Origin of the sequence: Breoghania sp., from assembly GCF_963674635.1 — a bacterium.
Taxonomy (GTDB): Bacteria; Pseudomonadota; Alphaproteobacteria; order Rhizobiales; family Stappiaceae; genus Breoghania.
The window spans coordinates 995484-1019871 of sequence record NZ_OY771475.1; the positions used below are offsets into that span (position 1 = coordinate 995484).

Here is a 24388-nt window from a genome sequence, read left to right on the forward strand (position 1 = left end):
CGGCGTTTGGGCGGATCGCTCCCGCGCTGCAACCAAGGAGTTTGAACCTTTGACCATCAAAGCCTCTCTTCGCTCCGGGGTCGAACCGTTCCTGGCGATGGACGTTCTGGAAGAGGCCAGTCGCAGAGAGGCTGCGGGCGATACCATCGTCCATATGGAAATCGGGCAGCCCGGCGCTCGCGCGCCCTCGACCGTGGTCGCGGCCGCGCAGGCCGCATTGGCGGAGGGCCGCTTCGGCTACACCGAAGCGCGCGGCATTCGCCCCTTGCGCGAGCGGATTGCCCGCCATTACCGCAAGACCTATGGCGTCGATATTCCCGAAAGCCGCGTCATGGTCACCACAGGTTCCTCCGGTGCGTTCAATCTTGCCTTTCTGGGTGCCTTTGACCCCGGCGATCGCATCGCGCTGACCGCGCCCGGCTATCCGGCCTATCGCAATATCCTGCGCGCGCTGGGCCTTGAGCCGGTGGAGATCCCCGTGGGCCCCGATACGCGCTGGGTTCTCACGCCGGAGCTTCTTGAAAAGGCGCATCGCGAAGCGCCGATCCGCGGCGTCCTCGTGGCGAGCCCGGGAAATCCGACCGGAACGATGATGCAGCCAGATGCCTTGAAGGCGTTGTGCGAAACGGCACGCGATCTCGGCATCACCTTCATTTCCGACGAGATCTATCACGGCCTCGTCTATGAAGGAGAAACGGCCAGCGCCCTGCAATACTGGGACGATGCCATCGTTGTGAACAGCTTCTCCAAGTATTACTGCATGACTGGCTGGCGCATCGGATGGATGATCCTGCCGGAAAGCCTAGTGCGGCCCGTGGAAAGGATCGCCCAGAGCCTCGTCATCTGCCCGCCCGACATCTCCCAACGCGCAGGGCTGGCCGCCTTTGACGCCACTGGGGAACTGGAGGTGGTGAAGGCCGGCTATGCCAGCAACCGGGCCCTGCTTTTGGACAGGTTGCCCAAGATCGGGTTCAACGAACTCCTGCCCGTCGACGGGGCCTTTTATGTCTATGCAGGCGTGCGCTCCTTCACGAACGACTCCATGGATTTCGCAAAGCGCATGCTGGCGGAAGCGGGGGTGGCGACAACGCCGGGCGCGGATTTCGATCATGAGCGCGGCAATGGCTATATCCGCTTCTCGTTTGCCGGGTCCCATGAAGACATGGAACTCGCCACAACGCGTCTGAAGGACTGGCTTGGCTAACAAAGCTCCATCCAGTCTTCGAGCAGCGCATTAAAAAAGGCGGCCAACTGGCCGCCTTTCTTGTTTCTTCGAAAATCAAAGGTTCGATCAGAAGAACGAACCGCGCTGCCACCATCCGGAGCGCTTGCGCGGCTTTTCCTCTTCCGAGCCGGCAGCCTTCGGCGCATCGCTCTCGGCCGCTGCGGGTTCGGGTTCCTTCGTCGGCTCGGCCTCGGGCTCTGCCGCGACTTCCGACTGAGCTTCAATCTCGTCGTCGGCAGAGCCTTCTTCGGTCGCCTTGACCTCCTCGGCAGGAGCTTCGGTGTCGCTCTCCTCGGATGCCGTTTCCACGGCCGAGGTGTCCTCGGTCTTTTCAATGGCAGGCGTCGGGGCCTCCCCGAAGCCTGGGGTCTTGTCTTCCGCAGCTTCATCAGAAGCCGTGGCTGGCGAAACCGCGTCTGGCGAAGCTGCCTCAGGCGCATCCGTTGTGAGGGCCGCGGCGTTGACCTCGCCTGCGTCCGTCGCAGTTTCAACCTCGGCAGGCTCTGCTACGGTTTCCGCAGGCTGGGCTACGGCTTCCTCTGCGACGGGCTGTTCGCTCTGAGCGCCTTCCGACGCGCTTTCGTCATCTGCGCCATCGGAACTGGTCTTCTCGCCGTCCTCAGAGCCCTCGGCAGAGGCCTGCTCCTCGCGATTGCGGCGACCGCGACGTCCCCCCCGGCGACCACGGCGACGCTTGCGGCGGTTTTCACCGTCTCCATCCCCGTTTTCATCATCGCCGTCGGAAGCGGCTTCGCCCGCGTCTGCGGACTTTTCATCGCCGCCCTCGGCCTCATCGGACGTTTCGCGGTTGTCCTGATCGTCATTGTTGTTGCGACGCCGACGGCGCCGGCGGCGCTTGGAACGTCCGCCTTCCTCAGAGCGTGCGGCTTCCTCGGCTTCTTCCGCTTCCTCTTCCTCAGCGCGCACCGCAGCCTCATCCGCAGCGGCCTCTGCGTCATCATCAATGTCCAGCATGATGGTGTCAGGCTGCACGATGGTCGGAGCCGGAGGGGCATTGGGATCGCGCACGACAGGTTCGCCACGCTCCAGCACGAAATGCTGGGTGCCGATGTCGTCGCTTGCCGAAATGGTGATGTTCAGGCCGAAACGCTGCTCCAGCTCCATCAGGTGATGGCGCTTCTGGTTCAGGATGTAGAGGGCGACAGCCGGCTGCGTCTTGACGGTCAGGTGATGATCGGAGTGGCGCAGCAGGTGATCTTCCAGCGCACGCAGCACATGAAGGGCCACGGATTCCACGGACCGGATCATGCCGGAGCCGCGGCAGTGTGGGCAAAGCTCGGTGGAGCTTTCCAGCACACCGGTGCGGATGCGCTGACGCGACATTTCCAGAAGGCCGAAATGGGAGATGCGGCCAACCTGGATGCGGGCGCGGTCGGACTTCAGGCAGTCCTTCATGCGCTTTTCGACCGCCCGGTTGTTCCGGTTCTCTTCCATGTCGATGAAGTCGATGACAATCAGGCCCGCCAAATCGCGCAGGCGGAGCTGACGTGCGACTTCCTCGGCCGCTTCCAGGTTCGTCTGGGTGGCCGTGTCCTCGATATTGTGTTCGCGCGTCGACTTGCCGGAGTTCACGTCGATGGCAACCAGAGCCTCGGTCTGGTTGATGACGATGTAACCGCCAGACTTCAGGGTGACCTGCGGCGAGAACATCGCATCAAGCTGCGGCTCGATACCATAGCGCGTGAAGACCGGCGTCGTGGAGCGGTAGGGCTGAACGTTCTTGGCATGGCTCGGCATGAGCATGCGCATGAAGTCCTTCGCCTCGCGGTAGCCGTCCTCTCCGGAGACCAGAACCTGATCGATGTCTTTGTTGTAAAGGTCACGGATCGAGCGCTTGATCAGGCTTCCTTCCTCATAGACGAGGCAGGGGGCGATGGAGCGCAGGGTCAGATCGCGGACGTTTTCCCAAAGGCGCAGCAGGTATTCGAAGTCGCGCTTGACTTCCGACTTCGTGCGGCTGGCGCCAGCGGTGCGCAGAATGACGCCCATGCCTTCCGGCACATCCAGCTCGCTCGCAATGGACTTGAGGCGCTTGCGGTCCTGAACGGAGGTGATCTTGCGCGAAATGCCGCCACCGCGCGCCGTGTTCGGCATCAGCACCGAATAGCGACCGGCAAGCGACAGATAGGTGGTGAGCGCCGCACCCTTGTTGCCGCGTTCTTCCTTGACGACCTGAACAAGCAGCACCTGACGGCGCTTGATCACTTCCTGGATCTTGTACTGGCGCCGATTCTGGCGTTCACGGCGCACAGGCACTTCTTCCATGGCGTCTTCCGCGCCAACGGATTCCACCTGGTCTTCGCCCTCGTCGTCGCCATCGCCCTTGGAAGAGGCCTTGGAGACGTCGTCACCATCCTCGTCGTCGCCATCGGCGTCGTCGACGTTTTCATCTTGCGCGTCGTCGTCGCTGGCCTCGACCTTCTTGGACACCTTCGCGCCACGCTTGCGCCGCGCGGGGGCCGCCTCGGCCACCTCTTCCTCGGCTTCCGCCTCCTCCTCAAACAGCGCCTTACGGTCCGCCAAGGGGATCTGGTAGAAATCGGGGTGTATTTCCGAGAAGGCGAGGAAGCCGTGACGGTTCCCGCCGTAATCGACAAAGGCGGCCTGCAGGGACGGCTCGACCCGTGTGACTTTCGCCAGATAAATATTACCGCGAAGCTGCTTTCTGTTCGCCGCTTCGAAATCGAATTCTTCTACGCGATTGCCGCGCACCACGACGACCCGGGTCTCTTCCGGGTGCGCCGAATCGATGAGCATCTTGTTTGCCATAGAGGAGGATCTCCACGACCACCGCGTGGAACCGGCGCTGTACGCAGCCGCGTGTCATTTCCGTCCGGATGGTCGCTTGGTTTGTCTTTGTTGAGATGAATGCTTGTTTCAGACGTTGCGCGCGCCACAGCGGACGGGAAGGCGGCCTTTGACGAGGCGCCTGTCGTCTCTTTTCTGTATTTCGCTTTAGCGCGGTCGCTCATCGCAACGCTCTGTGTTTGTCGAATCTACATGCGGCCGACCTCATGCCGGCCAGTCGTCGAATTTCTGCAAGGTCGGCATCGAGCCGACCGAAGGGCCGTGTCCGGTTTTGCCGCATCCGACACGGAATTCAGTCCGGTGAATTCAGATCACAGACGGTTCAATGTCTGCAAAACGCAGCATTCGCCACTGCCACACGTCCCGGGCGGTAGGCCGCTTGGGTACAGGCAGAGGACCCTGAAATGCGGGCATTTCGTCTCGAGAAATCGTCTCGCGAAGACGCGCCCCCATCGGGTCCCGTCCCGAAACGGCGTTCGAGACGGCGGAATCAGTCGCACGTTGACCTAAATCCAACTTGCTCTTTTAAGGACGACTTGTGCGCTTGGCAAGATAAGCCGTGGTAATAGCTCACGCTGTCGGACAGATGTGCCCCTTTTGATCGCTCCTGGTTGTGGCGCGGGGGGCGATGTCGTGGGCAATAAGCGAAACACCCGGTTAACCATGCGCTTATAATGTCCTAATAAGGACAGGTCTGGAATTCGGCTGGCGACGTTGCGGCGCATTCCATTTATCGCCGGACCCGCGTCCTGGCCTTCAATTCGCCGCAAGATCGGTTTTGCTGGCTGGTCTTGACGCGCTGCAATCCCGTTGCGAAGGGGAGGTGGCTGTGACGGGACTGCGGACGGATGCGAACAGCCCGAAAGATGAACGATAGAGCTTTGGAACGCGGGAATTGCGACCGAACATGAAACTCAAGGCATCCATAATCGCGCTCGGCATCGCAATCTTTGCGAGCCTGTTGGCGTCTGATCCTGGGGCAGGAGCGGAACCGCGGGCCATCTCGACGGCAAAGGGGCAGGAGGCCGTCGCGGTAACTGGTGCAGGCGGAAAAGATGTCTCCGCCATCGATCCGACCACAACCGCCGCTATCGATGCCGTCATGGACGAATTGAGAACGGAGACGGATGCGTCGGCCCCAAACGCTGCGCAGGAGACCCCAGTCACCGCGTCCGGCGCCCGTGTGGCAGGCGATGCCCAGCGTACGCGGTTCATCATCGACCTGAGCCGCTCATTGTCCTTTTCCACCTCTGCCCTCGCATCGCCCGACCGGGTGATCATCGACATGCCGGAGGTCAGTTTCCAATTGCCGCCCGAGGCGGGTAAAAACGGTCGCGGCCTGGTCAAGGCGTGGCGTTACGGCCTGATCGCACCTGGAAAGTCCCGCATCGTGCTGGATCTTTCCGCGCCCGCCCGTTTGGACAAATCGTTCGTCCTGCCCGCAATCGATGAGCAGCCCGCGCGGCTCGTTCTCGATTTCGTCAAGACGACGCGCGAGGCATTCCTGAGTGAATATGAGCGCCCACGGTCGCTGGAGACGGCCGCGCCGAAGGGGGATCGCAAGGATGTCGGTCCGGATTCCCGCACCCGCCCCATCATCGTCCTGGATCCCGGCCATGGCGGCATCGATACCGGAGCCACCGGTGTCGACGGCATTCACGAGAAGGTCGTGGTGCTTGAGTTCGCCAAGCTTCTGAAAAAGAAGCTGGAGGAGAAGGGGGCCTACGAGGTTCTGATGACCCGGGATGACGACCGGTTCATTCCGCTTGCCAAGCGGGTGGAATTCGCGCGCCACGGCGCCGCAGACCTGTTCATATCGATTCATGCCGATTCCGCGCCGCAGCATCATGTGCGCGGGGCAACCGTCTATACCCTTTCCGAACGCGCCTCCGACGTTATCGCCGCCGCCCTCGCCACACGCGAGAACAGCTCCGACATCCTGGCAGGAGCAGATCTGGAAGATGAGCCGGACGATGTGGCCGATATTCTCATCGATCTGGCCCGGCGCGAGACGAAGAGCTTCTCGATTCTATTTGCGAAAACGCTGGTTTCCGAGTTCGAAAGTGCGGTCAAGCTGATCAAGAATCCGTGGCGGTCCGCCGGGTTTCGGGTTCTGAAGGCCTATGATGTTCCCTCGGTCCTGGTCGAACTCGGGTACTTGTCGAACAAGCACGATGAGAGCCTGCTGATGTCTGGCGAGTGGCGCGAGCGGGCTGCGGATGCGTTGGTGGCGAGCGTTGACCGATTCTTCCAGCCGCGGATGGCTCAGGGGCGGTAGCCATGTTCTTTCCGCGGGTTGCGGGGTTTTTCATGGGTGCGAGCGCCTCCCGGCATCGCTAAGGCGGGCAAAAACGCCTCAGCATCGCCACATTGGTGGCTGATGCAGGCGACGAGGGCCCACGGTTATGCTACGTGGCGCGCTGGCCGGTTATCCGGCCTCACTCCGGGCCCGGCGAAGAGCGTCGGGAGCCGGGGGTGCGATGAAGGACGAGAGCCTTTCGGAAAGACGCGGTTTCATGCGCCATTTGACGCGCGATCGGTCTTTGCTAATTGAAATGTGCCCGATACGGACGAGTACGGACGAGCCCGCTCCATGAAGTTTCTGCTGAAGTTCTTAGGTTATCTCTTTGGATTTGGTGCCGTGTGCGCGCTTGTCGGCGCAGCGGGCGGGGCGTGGTATCTATCCACGATCTCCAAGGACTTGCCGGATTATACGGCGCTGAAGAACTACGAACCGCCGGTGATGACGCGGGTGCATGCCGGCGACGGTAGTCTGATTGCCGAATATGCCGAGCAGCGCCGGATGTTCCTGCCGATTCAGGGCATTCCCGATCTGCTGAAGAACGCCTTCCTGTCGGCGGAAGACAAGAATTTCTATCATCATCCGGGCATCGACGTTACCGGCATTGCGCGCGCTGTCGTGGTCAATGCACGCAACGTGCTGGCCGGCAATTCCCGGCGCCCGGTCGGTGCGTCCACGATTACCCAGCAGGTTGCGAAGAACTTCCTTCTGACCAATGAAGTTTCCTACGAGCGCAAGATCAAGGAAGCCATTCTGGCGCTGCGCATCGAGGATGCCTACACCAAGGACAAGATCCTCGAACTCTATCTGAACGAGATCTATCTCGGCATGGGGGCTTATGGCGTGGCCGGGGCCTCGCTGCTCTATTTCGACAAATCGGTGCACGAGCTTTCCATTGCCGAATGCGCCTATCTGGCGGCCTTGCCGAAAGCGCCGAACAACTACAACCCCTTCCGCAACCCTGAAGGGGCGATCGCGCGCCGAAACTGGGTCATCGACCGGATGGTCGAGAATGGCTATGTGAGCGAAGCCGACGGCGAGGCTGCCAAGGCGGAGCCGCTTAAGGTGACACCGCGCGAGACCGGCGCGCAGCTTGCGGCATCGGAGTATTTCGCCGAAGAGGTGCGCCGCGAAGTGGCCGAGATGTACGGCAAGGACCGGCTCTATAACGGTGGATTGTCGGTTCGCTCCACCCTCGATCCGAAGCTTCAGGCCGAAGCGCGCAAGGCGCTGATGGATGGTCTCATCCGCTTCGACCATGAGCATGGCACCTGGCGCGGTCCGGTTGCGACGATCGATCTGAACGCCGGTGAATGGGGCGGACAGCTTTCCAAGATCGAGCCGTTGGAAGACGTGCCGGAATGGACGCTCGCTGTCGTTCTCGATGCGAACGCGAATGGGGCTGCGATCGGCATCCGGCCCGCGCAGCTTGCTTCGGGCAGCTTCTCCACGCAGCGCACACGCGGTCAGATCGCGTATGATCAGATGAAATGGGTGAAGCGGGTCAAGGACGGCACCGGTTCGGTCAACGGCGCGGACGATGTGCTCAATGTCGGCGATGTGGTCTACGTAACACGCGAGGAGGATCCCGCCGGGGCGCCCAGCGACCAGTGGGTGCTGCAACAGGTGCCGAAAGTGTCTGGCGCCATTGTGGCCATGGATCCGTTCACGGGGCGCGTCCTGGCCATGGTCGGCGGCTTCAGCTACGCCCAGAGCGAGTTCAACCGCGCCACGCAGGCCCATCGCCAGCCGGGATCCTCGTTCAAGCCTTTCGTTTATGCCGCGGCCCTCGATAACGGCTATACGCCGTCGAGCGTGGTCATGGATGCGCCGATTTCCATCGAACAGGCCAGCGGTGAGGTTTGGTCGCCGCGGAATTTCGGACGGAAGTTCTATGGTCCGTCGACGCTGCGCACCGGCATCGAAAAATCGCGAAACGTCATGACCGTCCGCCTTGCGCAGGATATGGGAATGCCGCTGGTTGCCGAATATGCGCGTCGTTTCGGGATCGTCGACGACATGCTTCCAGTGCTGTCCATGGCGCTGGGTGCGGGCGAAACGACCGTGCTGCGCATGACGACGGCCTATTCGATGATCGCCAATGGGGGGCGCAAGGTGACGCCGACCCTTATCGACCGCATTCAGGACCGTTACGGTCGCACCATCTACAAGCACGATGCGCGCGAGTGCGACGGATGCGAGGCGGTGGACTGGCACGGTCAGGACGAGCCGACGCTGATCGACAATTCCGAGCAGGTTCTCGACCCGATGACCGCCTACCAGATCACGTCCATGATGGAAGGCGTGGTGCAGCGCGGAACCGCAACCAGCGTTCGTGCCGTCGGGCGTCCGGTCGCCGGCAAGACGGGCACCACCAATGACGAGCGCGATGCCTGGTTCATGGGGTTCTCGCCCAACCTTACGGTTGGCGTCTTCGTGGGTTACGACACGCCGATCCCGTTGGGCCGTGGGCAGACCGGCGGTCACGTGGCGGCCCCGATCTTCACCGAGTTCATGAAGCAGGCGCTGGCCGACAAGCCGGCGGTGGAATTCCGTGTTCCTGAGGGGATCCATCTGATTCCCATTGACGGGCGCACGGGGCTGCGGGCGACGGCTGGCTCTCCGGGGACGATTCTGGAAGCCTTCAAGCCGGGCACAGCGCCGCCGGACAATTATTCCATCATCGGCTATGAGGGCGATATGGGAGCACCTGGCACCGTCACGCCCGAGGCAGACCGTGCGATCATGACGGGAACGGGCGGCCTTTATTAGGCCCACGCATCCGCACCCGTCAGGTGCCGGTTTACAGCGGCAGGTGCGCTGACTATGGTCGCGCACCTGATCCGGCAGGGGCGGTCGGGACCGGCTTCCCCTCCCACTTCAAATCCAATTTGCGAGGCATATGCGATGCGTCCGGAAACGCAGACGATCGTTGATGACGTCGAGCAGGCACTCAGCCTGCTGAGGAGGCATCTTTGACTGGGATCGCGCGATCTCACGTCTGGATGAACTGAACGCGGCTGCCGAAAGCCCCGACTTCTGGAACGACCCGACCAAAGCGCGCAAGCTGATGAGCGAGCGCCAGTATCTGGAAGAGAATATCGGGGCGGTGCGCCGCATGGAGAGCGAGCTCTCCGACAATCTCGAACTGATCGAGCTTGGCGAGATGGAGGAGGATGCCTCCGTCGTGGAAGAGGCCGAGGCATCGTTGAAGGCGCTGAAGCTGGAGAGCGACCGCCGTCAGGTGGAAACGCTGCTTTCCGGCGAGGCGGACGGCAACGACTGCTACGTCGAAATTCATGCCGGCGCTGGCGGTACCGAAAGCCAGGACTGGGCCAACATGATGCTGCGCATGTATGTGCGCTGGGCGGAACAGCACGGCTACAAGACCGAGATCATGGAAATCCATGCCGGTGAAGAGGCGGGCATCAAGTCGGCCACGGTCCAGATCAAGGGCCCCAACGCCTATGGCTGGCTGAAGACGGAAGCGGGCGTGCATCGTCTTGTCCGCATCTCGCCCTATGACAGCCAGGCGCGTCGCCACACGAGCTTCGCCAGTGTGTGGTGCTATCCGGTCATCGACGACTCGATTGACATCGATATCAACGAAAGCGATTGCCGGATTGACACCTATCGCGCGTCGGGCGCGGGCGGTCAGCACGTCAATACGACCGATTCCGCCGTGCGTATCACGCATAATCCCACCGGCATCGTCGTGCAGTGTCAGAACGAGCGTTCGCAGCACAAGAACCGGGCGACAGCATGGGACATGCTGAAGGCGCGGCTCTATGAGCTGGAATTGCAGAAGCGCGAGGAGAAGGCGAACGCGGATGCGGCGGCCAAGACCGATATCGGTTGGGGGCACCAGATCCGCTCCTACGTGCTGCAGCCCTATCAGATGGTCAAGGACCTGCGTACGGGTGTCGAAAAGACATCTCCGGGCGATGTGCTTGATGGCGATCTCGATGACTTCATGGAAGCCGCTCTCGCGCATCGCGTCGGCGGCGACAATGTGGACGTGGCCGATATCGACTAGGCTTTGCGGCGCATGGCCGGGAAGGGCATGCAAGGCCAGGCTTCGCAGGCACCTTGGGGCTTACGAGCGGCTATGGGCACAGCAGGTCGGAGACGTCTCGCGGTCGCGGCGCGGTCATTTGCATGGCTTGGCCGCGAAGCCAAGAACCTGACCGGACTCGTCCGGTCGTTGAAACTACAGGACGGGGCGGTTCCGGTTGATGCGGGACCGCCCCGTTTTTCTTGTCGCCGCAGGGGAAGTGCGATGGCCAAGCCACGAGGGGGAGATTGTTTCCGGCGGAAGACCAAACGTACGGACCGGCGTCGGTTCATGAAACGAACAGGCGCAGGCATGCGGAAAGGTTATCGCGGGGTGGTATCAGGTTGCCTGTAGTTATCCGCCGGGTGGGGCCTGTATTCGAAAACGCCCATGCTTTTGCACAGACCAGGCGGATAAAGAACTGGTTTGATTAAACGGGTTGGATTTTACCCGCGATCTCAACGCTCCATTAAGCCTAATGGCACAGGATGGCGCTGTTTTAGAGTCTTAGTAGAGTTCTGCGTACCCCCATGTATACCCGTCAGCGCAAGAAGTCCGTTCTTCGCCGGCTGATCCTTCCGGGTCTGTCAGCTGCGTTGCTTGCCTATTTCGTGCTGCACGCCCTCTCGGGAGCCTATGGTCTCATTGCCCGGGAACAGCTGAAATCGGAAGCGGAGCAACTGGACGAGCAGCTCACCGCTGTGCGTAACAAGAGGCTGGCGCTGGAACGACGGGTTGTTCTGTTGCGCCCGGAGAGCCTCGATCCGGACATGATCGACGAACGGGCGCGTGAAAGCCTCAATCTGGCCCAGTCGGATGAGGTGGTGATATTGCGCGGAGCGCGCTAGTTGCGCGTGTCATCTGATTTCAAGTTAATTATGACTGATCAACCGAAAATTGGTTATTACTCATATTTCTGTTCTAAAACAATTGCATGGGCTGGGTAGACAGCCCGCTCCAGCGAACTTGGATTGACAGATCGTCTCAGGTACTTTCCGCTACGCTCTTGAGGGAAACGTCACCGAGACGAGGGCCTATGGCTACGAAACCCAAAACTGCTGCCAAACGCAGCCAGGGCGGGGCGCAGTCGCGTACCCGCGCTACGAACGCCCGGTCGAAAACAAACGCGCCGGCAATTTCTGAATTCAGCAAGGAACAGGATCTTTCCGCCTATCGGGAAATGCTCCTGATCCGCCGTTTCGAGGAAAAGGCAGGCCAGCTTTATGGCATGGGCCTGATCGGCGGTTTCTGTCACCTTTATATCGGCCAGGAAGCCGTGGTGGTGGGAATGCAGATGGCGCAGAAAGAGGGTGATCAGGTGATCACCAGCTATCGCGATCATGGCCATATGCTGGCAACCGGCATGGACCCCAAGGGAGTCATGGCCGAACTCACCGGACGCCGTGGAGGTTACTCCAAGGGCAAGGGCGGTTCGATGCACATGTTTTCCAAGGAAAAGCAGTTTTACGGCGGACATGGCATCGTCGGTGCGCAGGTGCCGCTTGGAACTGGCCTCGCCTTCGCAAACCGCTACCGCGGCAATGACAGCGTGTCGGTTGTCTATTTCGGCGACGGCGCGTCCAACCAGGGACAGGTCTACGAGAGCTTCAACATGGCGAAGCTGTGGAAGCTCCCGGTGATCTATGTCATCGAAAACAACAAGTACGGCATGGGCACGAGCGTGGAACGCGCGTCGTCAAATGTCGACCTGTCTGAACGCGGTGCATCCTTCGACATTCCCGGCGAACAGGTGGACGGCATGGATGTGCGCGCTGTTCACGCAGCCGCCGAACGTGCCATCAGCCACTGCCGGGAGGGCTACGGCCCTTACATCCTGGAAATGCTGACCTATCGCTACCGCGGACACTCCATGTCCGACCCCGCCAAGTACCGCTCCAAGGACGAGGTCCAGAAGATGCGGACCGAGCACGATCCGATCGAGCAGGTTCGCCAGCGCGTGCTGGAGAAAACGTGGGCCACCGAGGATGAGCTGAAGGATATCGACAAGGATGTCCGTTCGGTCGTCGGTGAGGCCGCAGAATTCGCCCAGACCGATCCTGAGCCGGATGTTTCCGAGCTCTGGACCGATATCGTGCTCTGAGCCCGGGGGAAACGGATAATGGCTATCGAAATTCTGATGCCCGCGCTCTCGCCGACCATGGAAGAGGGCAAGCTGGCCAAGTGGCTCGTGAAGGAAGGCGACACGGTATCTTCCGGCGACGTCATTGCCGAGATCGAGACCGACAAGGCGACCATGGAAGTGGAGGCCGTCGATGAAGGGACGGTCGCCAAGATTCTCATCGCCGAAGGCACCGAAGGTGTGAAGGTCAACACGGCAATCGCCGTGCTGGCGGGTGAGGGCGAAAGCGCCGAAGATGCGGTCGCCGCCGAGGCCGATAAGGCCGCGTCGGAACCAAACGAGCCGGCCCCCGCTGCATCGTCTGTATCGGCGCCGGTCGCAGCTGCGCCAGCAACGCCGGAGCCCGCGTCCGATCCGGAAATTCCGGAAGGCACGGAGATGGTGAAGGTCACGGTGCGCGAGGCGCTTCGCGACGCCATGGCGGAAGAAATGCGCCGCGACGGCGACGTCTTCATCATGGGCGAGGAAGTGGCGGTCTATCAGGGCGCCTACAAGATCACGCAAGGCCTGCTGGATGAGTTCGGCGACCGCCGTGTGGTCGATACACCGATTACGGAGCATGGCTTCACCGGCCTTGCCGTCGGTGCGGCTCTGTCCGGTCTGAAGCCGATTGTGGAGTTCATGACGTTCAATTTTGCCATGCAGGCGATTGACCAGATCATCAACTCCGCCGCCAAGACGCTCTATATGTCCGGCGGCCAGATGGGCTGCCCGATCGTGTTCCGCGGCCCGAACGGCGCAGCCGCTCGCGTCGCCGCTCAGCACAGCCAGGACTATGCGTCGTGGTATTCCCACATTCCGGGACTGACGGTCGTTCAGCCCTGGTCTGCCGCGGATGCCAAGGGCTTGCTGAAGTCGGCCATTCGTTCGCCGAACCCGGTCATTTTCCTTGAGAATGAAATTCTCTACGGGCAGTCCTTCGAGATCCCCAAGATCGACGACTGGACCGTGCCGCTCGGCAAGGCCAAGGTCGTGCGGTCCGGCAAGGACGTCACCATCGTCTCCTTCGGTATCGGCATGACCTATGCCACGAAGGCGGCAGAGGAACTGGCGGGCGAGGGGATCGATGCGGAAGTCATCGATCTGCGCACGCTGCGTCCGCTCGACATCGACACGGTGATCGCCTCGGTCATGAAGACCGGGCGTTGCGTGACCGTCGAAGAAGGCTGGCCGACCTGCTCCATGTCGTCGGAACTCGGGTTCCAGATCATGGAAAAGGCGTTCGACTATCTCGATGCGCCGGTCGTCCGCGTGACGGGCAAGGACGTGCCGATGCCCTATGCGGCAAATCTCGAAAAGCTTGCGCTGCCGTCGGTCGCCGAGGTGATCGAAGCGGTGAAGGCTGTAACCTACGCCTCGTGAGGAGGGACAGAAATGCCCATCGATATCCTGATGCCGGCGCTCTCTCCCACGATGGAAGAGGGCAAACTCGCAAAGTGGCTCGTGAAGGAAGGCGACACGGTTTCTTCCGGTGATGTCATTGCCGAGATCGAGACCGACAAGGCGACCATGGAAGTGGAAGCCGTCGACGAAGGAACCGTCGGAAAGATCTTTGTTGCCGACGGCACCGAAGGCGTGAAGGTCAACGAGCGGATCGCTGTGCTGCTTGAAGAGGGCGAGGACGCTTCCGCGATCTCCGAAGGAGGTTCCGAGAAAAAGGCACCCGTCAATGAGGACGGCCCATCCGAACCGGAACCCGAGCCGGAGCCAACTCCGACCCCGGCGACCAAGCCCTCGGCAAGCGCCGGGCCGGTTCCGCGCGTCGATGGCGAGCGTATCTTTGCCTCGCCGCTTGCGCGCAGGCTCGCCGCGCAGAATGACCTCGACCTGTCTGCCCTGTCCGGATCCGGGCCCCGCGGACGTATCGTTCAACGCGATATCGAGGCGGCGCTGAAGTCCGGCACCGGAACCAAGGCCGCGGCTGCTTCGGCGGCGGAGGCTCCGAAGGCAGCGGCGGCTCCCGCACCGGCGGCACCGCCTTCCGACGAGGCCGTGCTCAAGCTCTTCGAGGAACGGTCTTACGAGCTTGTGCCGCATGACGGCATGCGCAAGACGATCGCGCGTCGCCTGACGGAATCCAAGCAGACCGTTCCGCATTTCTACCTGACGGCGGACTGCAATATCGACGCGCTGCTGGCCCTTCGTGCCCAGCTCAATTCCAGCGCGCCGCTGGATGATGACGGCAAGCCCGCCTACAAGCTGTCGGTCAACGACATGATCATCAAGGCCCAGGCATTGGCCCTCAAGGCCGTGCCGGAAGCCAATGCGTCATGGACCGAAGCCAACATGGTGCTGCACAAGCATTCCGATGTGGGCGTTGCGGTTTCCATTCCAGGCGGCCTGATCACGCCGATCATTCGACGCGCGGAAGAGAAGACGCTGTCCACCATCTCCAACGAGATGAAGGATCTGGCCAAGCGCGCCAAGGACCGCAAGCTGCAGCCCTCCGAATATCAGGGCGGCTCCACGGCGGTGTCCAACCTTGGCATGTTCGGCGTGCGGGACTTCTACGCCGTCATCAACCCGCCGCATGCCACGATCCTTGCGGTGGGCGCAGGCGAGAAGCGGGCCATCGTCAAGGATGATGCCGTCGCCATCGCAACGATGATGACCGTGACGCTCGCCACCGATCACCGTGCGGTCGACGGCGCGCTCGGGGCCCAGCTCCTCAAGGCGTTCAAGGGCTTTATCGAAAGCCCGATGAGCATGCTGGTCTAGGGGGCTTGCGTGAAGACCATTCTCGCTTATGGCGATTCTCTGACATGGGGGTGCCTGCCCGGCATGACGGGCAGGCACGCTTTCGAGGACCGGTGGCCGACATCGCTTGATGGTGCCACCGGCGGCAAATTCCGAATTCTTGCAGAAGGCCTGAATGGTCGCACGACGGTCTTCGACGATTTCTCCGTTGCTGCCGATCGCAACGGCGCGCGCGTGCTGCCAACCATTCTGGCAACGCACGCACCGCTCGATCTCGTCATCCTGATGCTGGGAACCAATGATCTGAAACCGTTTCTTTCCGGGTCCGCCTATGCGGCAGCCGGCGGCATGGGACGGCTCGTTCAACTCGTTCGCCACTACGGAATGACGGAAAAGGCGGAAACGCCAGCCATCCTGATCGTATCGCCGCCGCATATCGCTGCGACGGACAATCCGGCGATGAGGGGCATGGACCCGCTGATCGAGGAATCGCGTCAGCTCGGCCCGCTCTACCGGGCGGTTGCGGAACAGAACGGATGCGCGTTTTTCGACGCCGCTTCCGCCGTGCATGTCAGCGCGGTCGACGGGGTGCATATGGATGCGGCCAACTCGCGCATTCTGGGCGAAGCGCTGGCGCCGATCGTGACGAAACTTCTCACGCCCTGACGGTCCGGCGCGGGGGTGCCCGCGCGGATTTCACATGGTCCGCATCGGCTGGCGCCAAGGTTCGGACCACAGAGTTTACCAGGCCCCGGGCCAAGCCCGGGGTGACAAGCGAACAAGCAGCGAAGGCAGGGGCAAATCGTGCTCCGGCTAGGCAATAGGGCGACGCCGCGGCTCAGGTCCGCAGGCCTTTGCGAGACGACAGGGAAAGGATGGGCATGGCCGATACCTCATACGACGTCATCGTCATCGGGTCGGGGCCCGGCGGATATGTAACCGCGATCCGCTCCGCCCAGCTCGGCTTCAAGACCGCGATCGTGGAACCGAAGCATCTGGGTGGCATCTGCCTCAACTGGGGCTGCATTCCGACCAAGGCGCTGCTGCGCACGGCGGAAGTCTATCACTACATGGAAAACGCCAAGGACTACGGTCTTTCGGCGACCGGCATCAGCTTCGATCTCGACGCCATCGTGAAACGCTCGCGCGGGGTCTCCGCGCAGCTTACCAGCGGTGTGCAGGGGCTGATGAAGAAGAACAAGATCGACGTGATCTGGGGCTGGGCGGAACTCACCGCTCCGGGCAAGATCAAGGTCAAGGATGCCGAGAACCCGCCGCGCGGGGCGCTGAAGGGCGGCGATTATTCCGCCAAGCACATCATTGTGGCGACCGGCGCGCGCCCGCGCGCCTTGCCGGGCATCGAGCCCGACCAGAACCTGATCTGGACCTATTTCGAGGCGATGGTTCCCGAAACCATGCCGAAGTCGCTGATCGTGATGGGCTCTGGCGCCATCGGCATCGAGTTCGCCTCCTTCTATCGTTTCATGGGCGCGGACGTGACGGTCGTCGAAGTCATGCCGCAGATCCTGCCGGTGGAGGATGCCGAGATCGCCGCCAAGGCGCGCAAGCGCTTCGAAAAGCAGGGCATGAAGATCATGACCGATGCCAAGGTGACCAAGGTCGCCAAGGGCAAGGACAGCGTGACCGCGACGGTTGAGACCAAGGATGGCAAGACGCAGGAGATCACCGCAGATCGGATGATCTCGGCCGTCGGCGTCGTCGGCAATATCGAGGGCCTCGGGCTTGAGAAGCTTGGCGTAAAGACCGATCGGGGCTGTATCTCCATCGATGGCTTCGGGTGCACGAACGTGCCTGGGATCTACGCCATCGGCGATGTGGCCGGGCCGCCGATGCTTGCGCACAAGGCGGAGCATGAAGGCGTCATCTGTGTGGAGAAGATCGCCGGGCTCGATGTCCATCCGATGGACAAATCCAAGATCCCGGGCTGCACCTATTGCCAGCCGCAGATTGCCTCCGTCGGCTTGACGGAAGCCAAGGCCAAGGAAGCGGGCTACGAAATCAAGGTCGGCCGCTTCCCGTTCATCGCAAACGGCAAGGCGATTGCGCTTGGTGAGTCAGACGGTCTCATCAAGACGATTTTCGATGCCAAGACCGGGCAGCTTCTGGGCGCCCATATGGTGGGCGCGGAAGTCACCGAGCTCATTCAGGGATATGTCGTCGCCATGAACCTGGAGACGACGGAAGAAGAGCTGATGCACACGGTCTTCCCGCATCCGACTCTGTCTGAAATGATGAAGGAAAGTGTGCTGGACGCTTATGGCCGCGTGCTGAACATGTAGGCGCAACAGCCTGGGGCAGTGAACAAGCCGTGCGGCGGGTGGTCGCACGGCGCGTTGTCCGCGCCCCGTTCAGGTCGCTGTCAGGTGGTTGTCCTTTCTATGCCGGATCGGTGAAAGCGCAACTGCACGAGGTGTTCTCATGTTCGGTTTCGGTTGGATAGCGACGGTCCTTTTCGGTGCGCTCGCTGGGTGGATCGCTAGCGGGATCATGAAGGCCCGGCTCGGTCTGCTCGCAAGCATCCTCGTCGGCATACTGGGGGCGGTCATCGCCAATGCGGTCTTGTTGCCGCTCATCGGAATGCCCGTGTATGGCCACATGGGGGGCTGGGGCATGGGGTTTGGACTGGGCGTTCCGGGATACATGCTGCTCTGGCAGCTTGGCGGGGCGGTCATCGGAGCGTGCGCCCTGATTTTCCTCATGAGGGCCATTCGCAATTGAATGGTTTTGCGTGAGGTCTATTTAGAAGTGCCGGTTACACATCGAATGCGGCGTGCCGACCTTGACGTGCGTCGCCAATCGCGAGACATGTTCGATCATGGTCACAGTCGTCGATAACATTGCGGGAAAGGCTCAACAGGCCGCGCGCCCGCGTCATCCTGAAAAGCAGAAGAACGCGGAAACGCCGATGCAGCGCAAGCCGGCATGGATCCGCGTGAAGGCTCCCGGGTCGCCTGTATTCCGTGAGACGCAGGATGTCGTGCGCTCCAACAAGCTGGTCACGGTGTGCGAGGAAGCCGGTTGCCCGAATATCGGGGAATGCTGGTCGAAGAAGCATGCCAGCTTCATGATCCTTGGCGACACGTGTACCCGCGCCTGTGCCTTCTGCAATGTGCGCACCGGCATGCCGGGGCCTGTCGACGAGAATGAGCCCAAGGGTATCGGCGAGGCCGTGGCTGCCATGGGGCTCGACCACGTCGTGATCACGTCGGTGGACCGCGATGACCTCGATGATGGCGGCGCGACGCATTTTGCCAAGGTCATCAAGGCAATCCGCGATCGCTCTCCGACGACGACCGTGGAGGTTCTGACGCCCGACTTCCTGCGCAAGGACGGCGCACTTGAGATCGTGGTGGAAGCCAAGCCCGACGTCTTCAACCACAATCTGGAGACGGTGCCGTCGAACTATCTGAAGGTTCGGCCGGGCGCGCGCTATTTCCATTCCATCCGGCTGCTTCAGCGCGCCAAGGAACTCGATCCGACCATCTTCACCAAGTCCGGCATCATGGTGGGGCTTGGCGAGGAGCGGAACGAGGTTCTCCAGCTCATGGACGACCTGCGCTCCGCCGATGTCGACTTCCTGACCATTGGCCAGTATCTGCAGCCGACGCGGAAGCACCATCCGGTGATCGATTTCGTCACCCCTGAGGCTTTCAAAGCCTATGAGCAGATCGCCTATGCGAAGGGCTTCCTCAAGGTCTCGGCAAGCCCGTTGACGCGCTCCTCGCACCATGCGGGCGAGGATTTCCGCGATCTGAAAGCCGCGCGGCTTGCCCGTGACGGCATGGTCGCCAAAACCTGATTCAGCCGACAGCCAGGCAACCCCCGAGAGCCCGCGCATGCCGACATTCCAGACTACCCGCCGTGTCCGTCACACTGCCGACGACATGTTCGACCTCGTTGCGGATGTGGAGAGTTATCCCGAATTCGTACCGCTATGCCAGCGCATCCGCGTACGTGGACGGCGCGAGCTGGAGGATGGCCGCTCGGTTCTGATCTCCGACATGACGGTGGCTTACAAGCTCTTCAGCGAAACCTTCGCGACCCGCGTCACGCTGGACAAGGCGGAAGGGCTGATCCTCGTCGAGTATCTGGAGGGACCGTTCGAGCACCTTGAGAACCGATGGAATTTCAAGGATGTCGGCGAGAAAGCCTGCGATGTGGGCTTCTATATCGACTACGCGTTCCGCTCCAGGGCTCTGGGCTCGCTCATGGGAACCATGTTCGACAAGGCATTCCGCAAGTTCGCGGTGGCATTTGAACAGCGGGCGGACGAGATCTACGGCACGGATTGAGCGAGGGGGCAGGACGGTCTTGCGATTGCAAAGGCTAGTTGGCTGCCCGCTTGTTCAGCATGTTGATCCAGCCATATTTTTTGCTTTTTGGGATTTGCGCACCGGTCTGCTTCTTGTTGCCGGTCTCTGGCGGCACATTGGCGGTCTGTTCCTCGGGCTTGCGGCAGATCAGCCGCCAATTCTTGCCATTGGAATATTCCACGCCGATCAGGCGGCCTTCATAGGCCTGGCTTTCCAGCCAGTAAAGGGTGCTGCGATAAACGTAATAGGTGCGTCCGCAATATTCGACCGACACGACACGCTGGGCCGGGGGCTTTTGAGCGAAAATCTGATGACTTGAGACGAAGGCTCCGGAGCGATCTCGCGAGATGATGTGCACTTCGCCGGCGGCAGCTAACTGGATCGTTGCGATGAGGGTTGCGACAGCTGCCGCAAACGTTCCAAGCCGTGCCGTCATGTCAGAGCTCCCTCCGCCACCGCATTTCCTCATCGACCTCATGTCGGAGTGTCAAAATACGATGTTGGGATAAAAACGTAGCATCATGGAATTGACATTACACCAACTGAATAGATCGTATTTGATACAAGTTGCAATGCGTATGCTGTCGCAGCCAGCCGAATGGCGGAGCGACCCGTGTCCTTGAAGGTCATGACATGGTGCGTTGTGGCGAGCTTGCGGGCCGCAATGGCGAAATGTACCAACCCGACCGGTTTGTCCGCGGATCCGCCGCCAGGCCCTGCAATCCCGGTAATCGAGACAACGATATCGGCGTGCGAGCGCTCCAGCGCACCTTGCGCCATGGCGCGCGCTGTCGGCTCGCTCACCGCGCCATAGGCCTCAAGCGTCTTCTGAGTGACGCCGAGCAATTCCATCTTGGCTTCGTTCGAATAGGTGATGAAACCGCGCTCGAAAACCGCCGAGGAACCGTCCAGTTCCGTAAGAAGCGCGCTGACCAAGCCTCCGGTGCACGATTCCGCGGCTGCGACCATAAGGCCCGCCTGTCGGGCGTCCTGGAGGATCGTTCGTGCAATCGGGTGCAGGGACGTGAGGTCGGTCATGGTGGAGCTGGCCCGGTCTGTTTCAGGTCTCGTCACGCAATGGAAGCCGGATCGTTGCCGTTGCAAGCGACGCGATGCCTTCGCCTCGACCGGTGAAACCAAGGCGTTCCGATGTTGTCGCCTTCACGGCGACGCGATCAAGGCTGAGGCCGCAGATTTCGGCAATGCTCTTTCGCATGGCATCTCGATGCGGGCCTATTTTCGGCGCTTCGCAGACGATGGTCACATCAAGATGGGCGATTGCGCCGCCTCGCTCTGCCACCCGCGCCACAGCCTTGCGCAGGAAGATATGGGAGGCCGCGCCCTTCCATTGGGGGTCGGAAGGCGGGAAGTGCGAGCCAATGTCGCCGTCCGCCAGAGCTCCGAAGATCGCGTCCGTGATGGCATGAAGCGCGACATCCGCATCGGAGTGGCCTGAAAGGCGACGATCATGGGGAATGTCGATGCCGCCGAGGGTGACATGATCGCCGGGAGCAAAGGCGTGAACATCGTAGCCGGTGCCGGTGCGGATATCAGCCAGAGCCATCCACTCGGCCTGGCGAGCCCTTGTGCGGGCCTCTTCGAGGTCTTCTGCGGTGGTGATTTTCATGTTGCCCTTGTCGCCCTCCACGACGCACACGTCGATCCCTGCCCATTCTGCGACGGCGGCGTCGTCGGTAAAGGTGTTTTCACCGTCCGCCACCGCCTTGCGATGCGCGGCGATGAGAGGTGCGAAACGGAATCCTTGTGGTGTTTGCGCCGCCCACAGATCCTCGCGCGAAACGGTTTCGACGATATGGGCGGCCTGGTCGGTGCGCTTGAGCGTGTCGACAATCTGAGTCGCGGCAAGGGCCGCATCGCAGCCCCCAAGCAGTGCATCGATGACCTTGTCCACGGTGGCAACAGTGACAAAGGGGCGGACGCCGTCATGAATGAGGACGTAGTCCGGCGCCGCGTCGCTCAGCGCCTCCAGGCCCGCAAGAACCGATGCCTGTCTGGTTGCCCCGCCAATAACTGGCGCCCGGAGCCTGTCCCCAAGTCCGATTGAGGAAACCGCTGTCTCATAGGATTCGCGGTCATCTGCGTGGATGACGGCCTGGAGGGCGTTAATCCGCGATGAGGCGGCCAGTGATTCGATACTCTTGACAAGGATCGCTTGGCCCGCCAGCTCTCGGTATTGCTTAGGCGCGGTCCCTGATGTGTCGCCCATTCGGGTTCCACGACCGGCAGCAACGAGAAGGGCGACTATACGAGGCGGTGTCGGCACGGTATTTGCGTTTTCCTGCGTGAACTTCACTTAAAGCGGCATCGCTGCCGACAGGTCTTGCAGGTGTTTTCGTTCATATCAGCCAGTGTGACAATCTTCTTGTACAAATGACACGCAATCGCTTGCCCATTCGAGAATATTGGCTAATATATGGGCACGAAATGCTTGTGCTTACGAATTAAGCATGCACAGGGAGCGCGGAGCGGAATGAATTTGCGGGATGCATGGAATGGACTTCCGGCAACCGTAATGTCAGACGAGGCGAAGGCGCGGTCTTCGGCTCAGAATTCGGGATCGGGCTCTCAGTCAAGGTCCCAGAGCGAGGATGGTCCCGTGTTGCCCCCCTTGGTAGTTGGCAGTGTAGAGGTTCGCAACCGATCTTTTCTTGCGCCGATGTCCGGCGTCAGCGATCTGCCATTTCGTCGCATCGCCGCGCGTTTTGGTGCAGGCCTCGTCATATCGGAGATGGTCGCCAGCGATGCGCTCGTGGAAGGCGACGACGAGACGACGCAGCGCACGTTAGGCGAGGGGATATCTCCGCATGTGGTGCAGCTGGCCGGGCGTGAGGCGCGCTGGATGGCCGAAGGCGCACGCATGGCGGAAGCAGCGGGCGCCCAGATCATCGATATCAACATGGGGTGCCCCGCCAAGCGCGTCACCACCGGCTATTCCGGATCCGCGCTGATGCGCGATCTCGATCATGCGATGACGCTTGTTGAAGCGACCATAGGCGCGGTCAGCGTGCCGGTGACGCTCAAGATGCGGCTCGGCTGGGACGATAAATCCATCAATGCCCCTGAACTTGCACGGCGCGCCGAGGAAGCAGGCATCGCCATGGTGACGGTCCATGGGCGCACGCGCTGCCAGTTCTACAAGGGGCAGGCGGATTGGGACGCCATCCGCGCCGTACGTGATGCGGTGTCCATTCCATTGGTTGCCAATGGCGATTGCGCGTCATTGGAGGATGCGCGCGAGATAATGGCGCGCTCGGGCGCCGATGCCGTAATGATCGGGCGGGCGAGTTATGGGCGGCCCTGGCTTCCCGGTCAGATCGGGGCGGCGCTCGATGGCGAAGCCGTGCCTGACACCCCGAGCGGCCCCGCGCTTTCAGAACTAGTCAGCGAGCATTACGAGGCGCTTCTCGACCACTATGGGATCCATATCGGGCTCCGCGCGGCGCGCAAGCACCTGGCCTGGTATCTCGATGCCGCCGAAATCGACTGTCCGGCGGGCAACCGCCGCGTTCTCTTGACGTCGGAAGACACCGCCGTCGTCCTTCGCCTGATCGGTGAGATCTTCCGCGAAGCGGAAGTCCGGAGTGCTGCATGATCGACCATGAGACAAAGAGGCCGAAGCCTGTCATCTCGGTTGGGGAGACGAGTATCCTGGATGCGATCCCGCATCCGGTGCTGCTTATTGGTCCCACCGAGCAGGTGGAAGCCGCGAATATAGCTGCGGAGGAGTTCTTCGGAGCAAGCGGCGCGGTTCTTCGACGGCACAAGCTGGGATATTTCGTTCCCTTCGGCAGCCCTGTTCTCACGCTGATCGAGCAGGTGCGCCAGCGCGGTGCCGCGGTCAACGAATACAAGGTGGACATTTCTTCCCCGCGTATCGGCAACGAGAAGATGGTGGACATCTATGCCAGTCCGCTCGCCGAACATCCCGGTCACGTGACCCTGATGCTTCAGGAGCGCACGATGGCGGAGAAGATCGACCGTCAGCTGACCTCACGCGGGGCTGCACGCACCGTCACCAGCCTTGCCGCGATGCTTGCCCATGAAATCAAGAACCCGCTTTCCGGCATTCGGGGGGCGGCGCAGCTTCTGGAGCAATCTGCAGATGACAATGACCGGTCGCTCACGCGGCTGATCATGGAGGAAGCGGACCGGATCGTGAAACTGGTGGACCGGATGGAGGTGTTCTCCGACGAGCGCCCGGTGGATCGGGACCCCATAAACATTCATGTCATTCTCGATCACGTGAAGCGGCTCGCGCAGTCGGGTTTTGCGCGCGATATCTCCATCGTGGAGGAATATGATCCCTCCTTGCCGCCGGTCTATGCGAACCGCGATCAGCTCATTCAGGTGTTCCTCAATCTTGTGAAGAACGCGACGGAAGCCATTGGAGACAATCCCGAAGGTGAGATCGTCCTCTCCACCGCGTTCAAGCCGGGGATCCGGCTATCCGTACCCGGCGCGGGCGAACGCGTCTCCCTGCCACTTGAGTTTTGCGTCCGCGACAATGGCCCTGGCGTTCCCGATGATCTCGTTTCCTACCTGTTCGACCCGTTCGTCACCACCAAGATAAACGGCACAGGTCTGGGATTGGCGCTTGTCGCCAAGATCATAGGCGACCATGGCGGGGTCATCGAATGCGAGTCCCAGCCACGTCGCACGACCTTCCGCATCCTTATGCCTGCCTATCTTGGCGTATCGGATAGCGGCGACGCAGACCCGGACGAGGCTCTGGGTGGCGTAGACAAGACCGGCGAAAAAACGACCGACAGCGACAGGAACAACTGAC

The 24388-nt window shown here is 61.4% G+C and carries 19 protein-coding genes; 15 read left to right on the forward strand and 4 right to left on the reverse strand.

Annotated features, from left to right (window positions below; all coding sequences use genetic code 11):
- Positions 1-97: 97 nt before the first annotated feature.
- Positions 98-1204: an aminotransferase class I/II-fold pyridoxal phosphate-dependent enzyme gene (locus tag ABGM93_RS04440; RefSeq protein ID WP_321505734.1), complete on the forward strand. Its 1107-nt coding sequence runs from the start codon at positions 98-100 to the stop codon at positions 1202-1204.
- A gap of 87 nt (positions 1205-1291) precedes the next feature.
- Here ABGM93_RS04440 and ABGM93_RS04445 read toward each other — a convergent pair whose 3' ends face one another.
- Positions 1292-4015, reverse strand: coding sequence for an Rne/Rng family ribonuclease (locus tag ABGM93_RS04445; protein ID WP_321503867.1), 2724 nt, complete (start codon positions 4013-4015; stop codon positions 1292-1294).
- Positions 4016-4961: 946 nt separating this feature from the next.
- Between ABGM93_RS04445 and ABGM93_RS04450 the strand changes: the two genes are divergently transcribed.
- From ABGM93_RS04450 to ABGM93_RS04505, 12 genes are all read left to right on the forward strand, one after another.
- On the forward strand, positions 4962-6332 hold the full coding sequence (locus tag ABGM93_RS04450) for an N-acetylmuramoyl-L-alanine amidase (RefSeq protein ID WP_321503869.1): 1371 nt from the start codon (positions 4962-4964) through the stop codon (positions 6330-6332).
- Between the two features lie 324 nt (positions 6333-6656).
- Positions 6657-9128 (forward strand): penicillin-binding protein 1A, encoded by a 2472-nt coding sequence (locus ABGM93_RS04455; protein ID WP_321505736.1) that lies wholly within the window; start codon positions 6657-6659, stop codon positions 9126-9128.
- Positions 9129-9263: 135 nt separating this feature from the next.
- A protein-coding gene (gene prfB / locus ABGM93_RS04460; protein WP_321503871.1) for a peptide chain release factor 2 occupies positions 9264-10392 on the forward strand; the annotation gives its coding sequence in 2 pieces (ribosomal slippage) (positions 9264-9332 and positions 9334-10392; 1128 coding nt in all).
- Positions 10393-10940: 548 nt separating this feature from the next.
- Positions 10941-11258 carry a septum formation initiator family protein gene (locus tag ABGM93_RS04465; RefSeq protein ID WP_321503876.1) on the forward strand — a complete coding sequence of 106 codons (318 nt, stop codon included), beginning with the start codon at positions 10941-10943 and terminating at the stop codon, positions 11256-11258.
- Between the two features lie 188 nt (positions 11259-11446).
- Complete coding sequence (gene pdhA / locus ABGM93_RS04470; protein WP_321503878.1) at positions 11447-12511, forward strand: pyruvate dehydrogenase (acetyl-transferring) E1 component subunit alpha; 1065 nt, start codon at positions 11447-11449, stop codon at positions 12509-12511.
- Positions 12512-12529: 18 nt separating this feature from the next.
- A complete protein-coding gene (locus tag ABGM93_RS04475; protein ID WP_321503880.1) occupies positions 12530-13912 on the forward strand; it encodes a pyruvate dehydrogenase complex E1 component subunit beta in 1383 nt (460 codons plus the stop codon).
- Positions 13913-13924: 12 nt separating this feature from the next.
- Entirely contained in the window at positions 13925-15268 is a 1344-nt protein-coding gene (locus ABGM93_RS04480; RefSeq protein WP_321503882.1) for a pyruvate dehydrogenase complex dihydrolipoamide acetyltransferase, read from the forward strand.
- Positions 15269-15331: 63 nt separating this feature from the next.
- Positions 15332-15913, forward strand: coding sequence for an SGNH/GDSL hydrolase family protein (locus ABGM93_RS04485; protein WP_321505738.1), 582 nt, complete (start codon positions 15332-15334; stop codon positions 15911-15913).
- A 215-nt stretch (positions 15914-16128) separates the two neighbouring features.
- A complete protein-coding gene (gene lpdA / locus ABGM93_RS04490; protein WP_321503883.1) occupies positions 16129-17547 on the forward strand; it encodes a dihydrolipoyl dehydrogenase in 1419 nt (472 codons plus the stop codon).
- 139 nt (positions 17548-17686) lie between these two features.
- Entirely contained in the window at positions 17687-17986 is a 300-nt protein-coding gene (locus ABGM93_RS04495) for a GlsB/YeaQ/YmgE family stress response membrane protein (RefSeq protein ID WP_321503885.1), read from the forward strand.
- Positions 17987-18083: 97 nt separating this feature from the next.
- Positions 18084-19067 carry a lipoyl synthase gene (gene lipA, locus ABGM93_RS04500; protein ID WP_321503887.1) on the forward strand — a complete coding sequence of 328 codons (984 nt, stop codon included), beginning with the start codon at positions 18084-18086 and terminating at the stop codon, positions 19065-19067.
- 37 nt (positions 19068-19104) lie between these two features.
- On the forward strand, positions 19105-19560 hold the full coding sequence (locus tag ABGM93_RS04505) for a type II toxin-antitoxin system RatA family toxin (RefSeq protein ID WP_319773714.1): 456 nt from the start codon (positions 19105-19107) through the stop codon (positions 19558-19560).
- Positions 19561-19594: 34 nt separating this feature from the next.
- Here ABGM93_RS04505 and ABGM93_RS04510 read toward each other — a convergent pair whose 3' ends face one another.
- From ABGM93_RS04510 to ABGM93_RS04520, 3 genes are all read right to left on the reverse strand, one after another.
- Complete coding sequence (locus ABGM93_RS04510) at positions 19595-20017, reverse strand: hypothetical protein (protein ID WP_321503890.1); 423 nt, start codon at positions 20015-20017, stop codon at positions 19595-19597.
- 83 nt (positions 20018-20100) lie between these two features.
- Complete coding sequence (locus ABGM93_RS04515; RefSeq protein WP_321503892.1) at positions 20101-20619, reverse strand: CinA family protein; 519 nt, start codon at positions 20617-20619, stop codon at positions 20101-20103.
- Positions 20620-20641: 22 nt separating this feature from the next.
- Positions 20642-21808, reverse strand: coding sequence for a bifunctional 2-C-methyl-D-erythritol 4-phosphate cytidylyltransferase/2-C-methyl-D-erythritol 2,4-cyclodiphosphate synthase (locus ABGM93_RS04520; protein ID WP_321503894.1), 1167 nt, complete (start codon positions 21806-21808; stop codon positions 20642-20644).
- 450 nt (positions 21809-22258) lie between these two features.
- On the opposite strand from ABGM93_RS04520, the gene dusB reads away from it, so the two are divergent.
- Positions 22259-23194 (forward strand): tRNA dihydrouridine synthase DusB, encoded by a 936-nt coding sequence (gene dusB, locus ABGM93_RS04525; RefSeq protein WP_321505741.1) that lies wholly within the window; start codon positions 22259-22261, stop codon positions 23192-23194.
- Positions 23191-24387 (forward strand): nitrogen regulation protein NR(II), encoded by a 1197-nt coding sequence (locus ABGM93_RS04530; RefSeq protein ID WP_321503896.1) that lies wholly within the window; start codon positions 23191-23193, stop codon positions 24385-24387. Before dusB ends, ABGM93_RS04530 begins: the two co-directional genes overlap by 4 nt.
- Position 24388 lies beyond the last annotated feature (1 nt).